8 protein-coding genes are annotated in these 6,961 nt (G+C 61.5%); 7 read left to right on the forward strand and 1 reads right to left on the reverse strand.

The genetic code is table 11. From position 1 onward, the window contains the following. The first annotated feature begins 16 nt into the window (after positions 1 to 16). Both BR71_RS15905 and BR71_RS15910 read left to right on the forward strand, forming a co-directional pair. Positions 17 to 577, forward strand: coding sequence for a sigma-70 family RNA polymerase sigma factor (locus tag BR71_RS15905; RefSeq protein WP_043590021.1), 561 nt, complete (start codon positions 17 to 19; stop codon positions 575 to 577). Next, positions 574 to 753: a zf-HC2 domain-containing protein gene (locus BR71_RS15910; protein ID WP_043639667.1), complete on the forward strand. Its 180-nt coding sequence runs from the start codon at positions 574 to 576 to the stop codon at positions 751 to 753. The genes BR71_RS15905 and BR71_RS15910 overlap by 4 nt, the downstream gene beginning before the upstream one ends. Before the next feature lie 120 nt (positions 754 to 873). Here the strand turns inward: BR71_RS15910 and BR71_RS15915 are convergent, their stop codons facing one another. Next, on the reverse strand, positions 874 to 1,233 hold the full coding sequence (locus BR71_RS15915) for a DUF2325 domain-containing protein (RefSeq protein ID WP_019104007.1): 360 nt from the start codon (positions 1,231 to 1,233) through the stop codon (positions 874 to 876). A 703-nt stretch (positions 1,234 to 1,936) separates the two neighbouring features. Here BR71_RS15915 and BR71_RS15920 point away from each other — a divergent pair. From BR71_RS15920 to BR71_RS15940, 5 genes are all read left to right on the forward strand, one after another. Next, positions 1,937 to 4,477: a TonB-dependent receptor gene (locus BR71_RS15920; protein WP_043639670.1), complete on the forward strand. Its 2,541-nt coding sequence runs from the start codon at positions 1,937 to 1,939 to the stop codon at positions 4,475 to 4,477. A 163-nt stretch (positions 4,478 to 4,640) separates the two neighbouring features. Then, the gene (locus BR71_RS15925) at positions 4,641 to 5,297 is read left to right on the forward strand and encodes an energy transducer TonB (protein WP_043631835.1); all 657 of its coding nucleotides are present in this window, start codon (positions 4,641 to 4,643) and stop codon (positions 5,295 to 5,297) included. 49 nt (positions 5,298 to 5,346) lie between these two features. Beyond that, positions 5,347 to 6,078, forward strand: a complete 732-nt coding sequence (locus tag BR71_RS15930; protein WP_043631004.1) for a MotA/TolQ/ExbB proton channel family protein — start codon at positions 5,347 to 5,349, stop codon at positions 6,076 to 6,078. Positions 6,079 to 6,088: 10 nt separating this feature from the next. Beyond that, on the forward strand, positions 6,089 to 6,532 hold the full coding sequence (locus BR71_RS15935; protein ID WP_043631007.1) for an ExbD/TolR family protein: 444 nt from the start codon (positions 6,089 to 6,091) through the stop codon (positions 6,530 to 6,532). 19 nt (positions 6,533 to 6,551) lie between these two features. Beyond that, a partial coding sequence (locus BR71_RS15940) for an ExbD/TolR family protein (protein WP_240315092.1) occupies positions 6,552 to 6,961 on the forward strand: 410 nt, incomplete at its 3' end.

Below are 6,961 nucleotides of genomic sequence, written 5' to 3' on the forward strand. Positions count from 1 at the left end.
AGAAAGCGAATGGCGAATGATAGAAGACCGAGACATAGAAGCGGAGCGGCCCTACCTGTTCCGCTACGCGCTGGCGCAATTGCGCGAAAAAGACGCCGCGGACGAGGCGGTGCAGGAAACGCTGCTGGCGGCGCTGGAATCCAGGGCCTCCTTCAGCGGCAAATCCACGCTGCGCACCTGGTTGACCTCCATCCTGCGTTTCAAACTGATTGACGCCTTGCGCCGCAAGGGCAAGGAAAAACTGTTCGAATCGCTGGAGGACGAGGCTGACGATAGCGATTTTGACGGCCTGTTCAGCCGCGATGGCCACTGGCGCGAGCCGGTCAAGGCCTGGAGCGGGCCGGAGCAATCCCTGGTCTCGCGCCAGTTCTGGGAGGTGTTCGAGCAGTGCTCGGAAGTCATGCCGCGCCGCACCGCGATGGTGTTCGTGATGCGGGAGGTGATGGGCATGGAGATTGCGGAGATTTGTAAGAATCTGGAGATCACCGCGACCAACTGTTCTGTATTGCTGTATCGCGCCCGCATGAGCTTGCGGGAGTGTTTTTCGATCCGCTGGAGCCGGGAGGCTAGCGTATGAAGTTGAGTTGTCGTCAGGCCAGCCGTTTGATCTCGGCCTCGCAGGACCGTTCCTTGAGTCAGTGGGAATACGTGCGTCTGCGCGTGCATCTGTTCATGTGCGGCAATTGCCGCAATTTCTCGCAGCAGCTCAAGCAGTTGAGCGAGGCCGCGCGCAGGGCGGGGCGCGGCGAGTAATCGTTTATTTGAAGCAAAGCGACCAACCGGCCTTCTGGCCGGTTTTTTCTTGCCCGTGGCGCGGGATAAAAAGAAGCCGGCGAAAGCCGGCTTTTAATTTCAAGGGTGGTAAGAAAAAACTCAGCGTTTGCGCTTGCCGCCGCCGCTCTTGGCCGCCGCGCATTGATGCGGGCAGGCGGCGCATTGGCTGTCGTTGAGGCCGGCTCCAGTGAGCGATTGCTTGAGCGCACAGACCGATCGGCGGCAGGCGATGAAGCGAATCTGGTTTTCCGAGGCCAGTTCGCGGAAATGGCGCATCACGTTGTGGCCGAGAAAATCGGTGAACAGGATCAAGAGGTCGGTGCCGGCCGGCAGGCGGTCCACCTTGCGTTGGTGCGAGCTGTTGCGGCCGCTGACGTGACGATGAATGTTGATGCCGAAATCGCGCAGCACATCCGGAATATTGCCGAGGGTATCGGCTCCCACAAGCATGGCATTCATTGGACATCCCTCCTGGGTGAATTTTTAGAAATGATAATCGTTATCATTTGGCTGGTCAATCACAAACTTTGAAAATGGCAATCAGGACAGGGGTGAACTGTGGCGGATCAGCTGCGCCGTTTAAGCCGCGCCGCCTGGACGGGCAGGCCGGCGGAGGGGTTTGCATGAGCGCGGCTCATACGCGGGCCGGGGTGCGGCGGCTTGTCGAACTCGGCTTTTTTGCGCTCAACCCGACGGGTGGGTCGGGTTTAGATAGCGGCATCCTAATAACTCATGGCTGGTGCAAGGTTTTTACATGTAACAAGTATTAAAAACAAAGAATAAGAAGTATTTACACTGCGCAGGTTTTAACGCAATTGCAAAAAAGCAACATGCCGATGAGATTTGAACATGCCCATTTTTTGTAGCTTCTGCTCTAGATATGCATTTGGTTTTACGGGGTGATGGATTTCGTTTTTCGGTTAGACGCTTGTTTAATAAAGATTTTGAGCCGTTAAGAAGTATTGCTTCAAACATAGTGCCTACTCGCTCTGAAGATGGAGGGGGGCGGCCGCGGAAAAGTTTATTGACGCTGGTCATGATTAATTCGCACACTCGGATCGCCTTCGGTTCAGATCAAAAAATGAGCACGACGATGCTCTCAATAGAGCCATAAACCCGACGAGGTCAGTGGCCAAATGAACTTACAAGGGATTGGAGAATCATGAATTGTCGCAAGAAGAAAATCGTGCTGGCGCTCGCCATGCTCGGTGTCGGCGCCGCGTCTTTGGCTCACGCGGACGAGAACAACGGAACCCTGGACCGTGTGGAAGTCACCGGCTCCAATATCAAGCGCTCCATCAAGCAGGAGCAGGCGATCCCGATGACCATCATCAAGACCGATGATCTGGTCAAACAGGGCATGACGTCGGTTGAGCAAGTGATCAACAGCCTGGCCTCCAACCAGTCTTCCCAGGGCGCCAACGCCGCGGTTGGCGCCTCCACCGGCGGGGCTTCCTACGCCAGCCTGCGCGGCTTGGGTCACCAGTACACGTTGATTTTGCTGGATGGTCGCCGCATCGTGAACCAGCCTATGGACGGCACCTCGGTCGACCTCAACGCCATTCCGCTGACGGTGATTGACCGCATCGAAGTCGTGCGTGACGGCGCCTCCGCCATTTACGGCACCGACGCTATCGGCGGCGTGATCAACTTCATCACCAAGAAAACCATGCAGGGCCTGTCCATCGGCGGCGAACTGCTGTCCCCGCAGCGTTCCGGCGGCCAGGAGCGCAGCGTCAACTTGTCCTACGGCTACGGCGACCTGGGCAAGGACGGCTTCAACATCTACGGCGCTTACGAGTATCACAAGACCAACAAAATCATGGCCACCCAGCGTGATTTCGCGTCCCAGATCACCAGCAGCACCAAGCGCAGCGTCAACAGCTTTCCGCCAAACTATCTGAACGCCAACGGCGACCTGGTCAATGGCTCGCCCAACTGCGCGCCGCCGTATTCGACGCCGGATGGCAGCGGCGCTTGTTCGCAGCTGTATTCGCTGTATCCGTCGATCCAGCCTGAGATCGAACAACAGACCGGCGTGCTCAAGGGCACCACCCGCATCGGCGACCACGAGTTGTCCTTGCAATACCTGGTGACCGAGACCAAGAACACCACCTGGGTGGCTCCGACCCCGTTCTCCGGCGACGTCAGCTCGCCCACGGCGCCGGGTCAGAATCCGGCGGACGGTCCGTTCCCGGTTTACGGCCGCTCGGTGCCCGCCGGCGCGCGCGTGGACAGCACCACCGCCACTACCCAGCGTCTGCAAATGAACCTGGAGGGCCTGATCGCCGGCTGGGACTACCGCGCCGGCCTCGGCCACTCGGAAAGCAAGGTCACCCACGATCTGCAAGGCGGCTACCTGAGTCAGAGCAAGCTGCAGAACGCGCTGAATAACGGTTTTGATCCGGGCAGCGCGGATCCGGCCGCCTGGAAGCCGTTCTCGTCAACCGGCCGCATCGAGCAGGCCAAGTCCAAGCTCGATCTCGCCGACTTCAAGGTGAGCAAGGAGGTACTGCAACTGCCGGCCGGCGTGTTGGCGGTGGCCATCGGTGCCGAGGCACGCCGCGAAACCATCGAGCACACCTATAACCATGCGCTGTCCTCCGACACCATGAGCACCGGCCTGACCAAGACCAACGACGGCAGCGGCCAGCGCAACGCCCAGGCGTTGTACGGCGAGCTGGACATTCCGGTGATCAAGCACTTGGACGCCAACCTGGCGGTGCGTTACGACCACTACAGCGATTCCGGCAGCTCGGTGAACCCCAAGGTTTCGCTGAAGTACCAGCCGGTGCCGCAATTGTTGCTGCGCAGCTCGGCCAGCACCGGTTTCCGCGCGCCGTCGCTGTACGACATCAACCAGCCTGCCCAGCAGCAACTGACCGCCAAGAACTACACCGACCCGGTACTGTGCCCGGGCGGCGTGGCTCAGCCTGGCGCCGGCCCCACCTCTTGCGTCAAGACTCAGCAAAACCTGCTCTCCGGCGGCAACAAGAGTCTGCAGCCGGAAAAATCCTCATCCATCTCCTTCGGCATGGTGCTGGAGCCGGTCAAGGACCTGACCACCAGCGTGGACTTCTGGTGGACCAATATCCAGAACTCCATTGGTTCGCTGAACGAGCAGACCATCTTCGCCAACCCGGGCAAATACGCCAATCTGTTCGTCCGGGATTCGAAGAACAATCTGCTGTACGTGACCGATCTCACCGACAACCTGGGCAATACCAGCGCCGCCGGCGTCGACCTGGGCTTCTCCTTCCGTCTGCCGCGCACCTCCATCGGCGACTTCACAGTGAACCTGGACGGCACCTACATCAGCAAGCACAGCTTCCAGTACGAGAAGGGCGGCGACTACCACAGCGATCTGGGCGCTTACGTCAACGGCAGTCCCACGTTCCGCTGGCAGCATAATCTGGCGCTGAACTGGGTGCGCGGGTCGTGGAGCGGCATCCTGGCTCAGGATTACAAATCGGGTTACACCGATTCCGACCCCAGCCACATGGTCAAGCCTTACTCCACCTGGAATCTGTCCGGTTCCTACGCCTGGAACAAGCAGTTGACCGTGACGGCCGGGATCAAGAACCTGTTCGACCAGCTGCCGCCGTGGAGCAATCAGGGCGAAACCACGCCCCAGGGCTATGACCCGCGCTTCACCGATGCGGTGGGCCGCGCTTATTTCGTGAAAGCCAGCTACAAGATGTAACTCCGCCATGCCGGGATGGTCTTCGCCGTCCCGGCTGGAAGGAGTACGCAGGAACCGGCCTTCACGCGAAAGCCGGAGTGGCAGATGGCGGCCGTGTCGGCCCCGGCCCGCTCACAAGGCGGGGAGGGTGCCGGCCCAGCCGCAGCAATTGTGGGTATCAAACATGACGAGCATCACAGCCAGAGGAATCGGCGGTCCCCCGCCCAAGCGCCGCATCGCGGGCTTGGTCGGCGTGGTCGTCTTCCATGCACTGTTGATCTACGCGCTGGTCTCGGGCCTGGCCCAGGGCGTGGTCAAAGTGATCCAGCAAAAAGTGGAAGTGGCGGTCATCAGCGAACCGCCGCCCCCTCCACCGCCCCCTCCGCCCAAGATCGAGAAAGTGGTGCAGCCCACCGCCGCGCCCAAGCCGCAGGCCTACGTGCCGCCGGTGGTCAATCCGCCGCCGGTCACCTCCACGGCCAACGCCATCCAGTCCACCACCTCGGACCCGGCGCCGCAGCCCGCGCCCACCCCCGCCCCGGCGGTGGAAGCGCCCAAGGGACCGGTGTCGGCCAAGGCCAACTGCAGCCAGCTGCAAGCGCCGGAGTATCCGAGCAAGGCGCAACAGGACGAAATCCAGGGCGTGGTGCGCGTGGCCTTCCAGGTGGGCGACAACGGCCGCTTCAGTCACATCGCCAATATTTCGTTCGACGGCGGCATCCCGCCGCGCTACCGCAGCGGCTTCCAGTCGGCGATCAGCGCCGCGCTGCAAGGCTACAGCTGCAAACCCAACAGCCTGTTGAGCCAGGAATTCGGCTTCAAACTCGATTCCGGCGAATGAGCGCGAGCGCGCCTCGACCGGAACAAGCAATCTCTAGGAGAACCAGAACATGAGCAAAATCACCCGCACCGCCTTCGCCGCCGTGGCCCTGTTGAGCAGCCTGAGCGCGCTGGCCGCCGAAACCGCGCACGTGACCAGCAACCCGTACGGCATCGACGCCCTGTGGGCGCAAGGCGACATCGTGGCGCGCGGCACCCTGATCATCCTGCTGATCATGTCCGCGGCCACCTGGTACGTCGGCATCGTCAAACTGCTGGAACAGCGCCGCCTGCTCAAGCAAGGCCGCGAACTGCTGGAATCGCACGGCGCGGAGCTGCAAAAGCGCGCCAGCGAACTGGCCGACGAAGGCATGTTCAGCGCGGTGGCGGTGGCCGGGATTGAAGCGGCGGCCGAGCACAAGGGCGAACTGGCCGGGCGCGTGGACCTCAACACCTGGGTGTCGATGGCCATCTCCGACGCGGTGGACTCCGCCAGCCACCACATGCAAAACGGCCTGTCGGTGGTGGCCACCGTCGGCTCGACCGCGCCGTTTGTCGGCCTGTTCGGCACGGTGTGGGGCATCTACCACGCGCTGACGGCGATCGGCATGTCGGGTCAGGCGTCGATCGACAAAGTGGCGGGCCCGGTGGGCGAAGCGCTGATCATGACGGCGATCGGCCTGGGCGTGGCGGTGCCGGCGGTGCTGGGTTACAACTGGCTGGTGCGTCGCAACAAGCTGGTGCTGGACATGGTGCGAGTGGTGGCGGGCCGCCTGCACGCCAGCCTGCTGAACGCGCGCTGAGGCGTCGACGATGAAAGGGCGCAACGCAAGATTCGGCCAAGGCCACGGCAAGGGCGACGAAGACGCGGTGATGTCCGCGATCAACACCACGCCGCTGGTGGACGTGATGCTGGTGCTGCTGATCATCTTCCTGATCACGGTGCCGGTGGTGACGCAGACGGTGAAGATGGCGCTGCCGAAGGAAAGCAACATTCCGACGCAGACCAAGCCGGAGAACATCGTGCTGGGGGTGGACACCGGGAACACCATTTACTGGAACACCACGCCGGTGAAGACGCAGGAAGAGCTGCTGGCGCGGCTGGTGAAGGAGGCGAAGAAGGACCCGCAGCCGGAAGTGCACATTCGGGGCGACCTGGGGGCTAAGTACAGCCCCATAGGCCGCATCGTGCTGGCGGTGCAGCAGGCGGGTATCGTGAAGATCGCTTTTATTACCGAACCGCCGCCGCGGAACTAGGAGGGGCAGGAAGATGGGAATGAACGTAGGCTCGTCCGACGACGACCTGATGGTGGAGATGAACACCACACCGCTGATCGACGTGATGCTGGTGCTGCTGATCATGTTGATCATCACGATTCCGATCCAGACGCACGCGGTGAAGCTGGACATGCCGGTGAGCAGTCCGGCGAAGCCGATGGAGAAGCCGGTGGTGGTGCAGATAGACATTGGGCCGGACAACGGGATCTTGTGGAACGGAGAGCGTTTGGCGAACCGGGAGGCTTTGGAGAAGAAGCTGACGGAAGCGGCGGCGCGGGTGCCGCAGCCGGAGTTTCACATCAAGCCGAACAAGGATGCGGGTTACGAGCCGGTGGCGATGGTGCTGGCGGAGTCGCAGCGTTTGGGGGTGACCAAGCTGGGCATCGTGGGGTCCGAGCAGTTTGTGCA

The organism is Chromobacterium haemolyticum DSM 19808 (assembly GCF_000711885.1).
Lineage (GTDB): Bacteria > Pseudomonadota > Gammaproteobacteria > Burkholderiales > Chromobacteriaceae > Chromobacterium > Chromobacterium haemolyticum.

What these genes read in the sequence shown, in the direction of transcription:
- BR71_RS15905 (WP_043590021.1), top strand. Translation starts at nt 17, where the DNA reads ATGATAGAAGACCGAGACATAGAAGCGGAGCGGCCCTACCTGTTCCGC.
- BR71_RS15910 (WP_043639667.1), top strand. Translation starts at nt 574, where the DNA reads ATGAAGTTGAGTTGTCGTCAGGCCAGCCGTTTGATCTCGGCCTCGCAG.
- BR71_RS15915 (WP_019104007.1), bottom strand. Translation starts at nt 1,233, where the DNA reads ATGAATGCCATGCTTGTGGGAGCCGATACCCTCGGCAATATTCCGGAT.
- BR71_RS15920 (WP_043639670.1), top strand. Translation starts at nt 1,937, where the DNA reads ATGAATTGTCGCAAGAAGAAAATCGTGCTGGCGCTCGCCATGCTCGGT.
- BR71_RS15925 (WP_043631835.1), top strand. Translation starts at nt 4,641, where the DNA reads ATGACGAGCATCACAGCCAGAGGAATCGGCGGTCCCCCGCCCAAGCGC.
- BR71_RS15930 (WP_043631004.1), top strand. Translation starts at nt 5,347, where the DNA reads ATGAGCAAAATCACCCGCACCGCCTTCGCCGCCGTGGCCCTGTTGAGC.
- BR71_RS15935 (WP_043631007.1), top strand. Translation starts at nt 6,089, where the DNA reads ATGAAAGGGCGCAACGCAAGATTCGGCCAAGGCCACGGCAAGGGCGAC.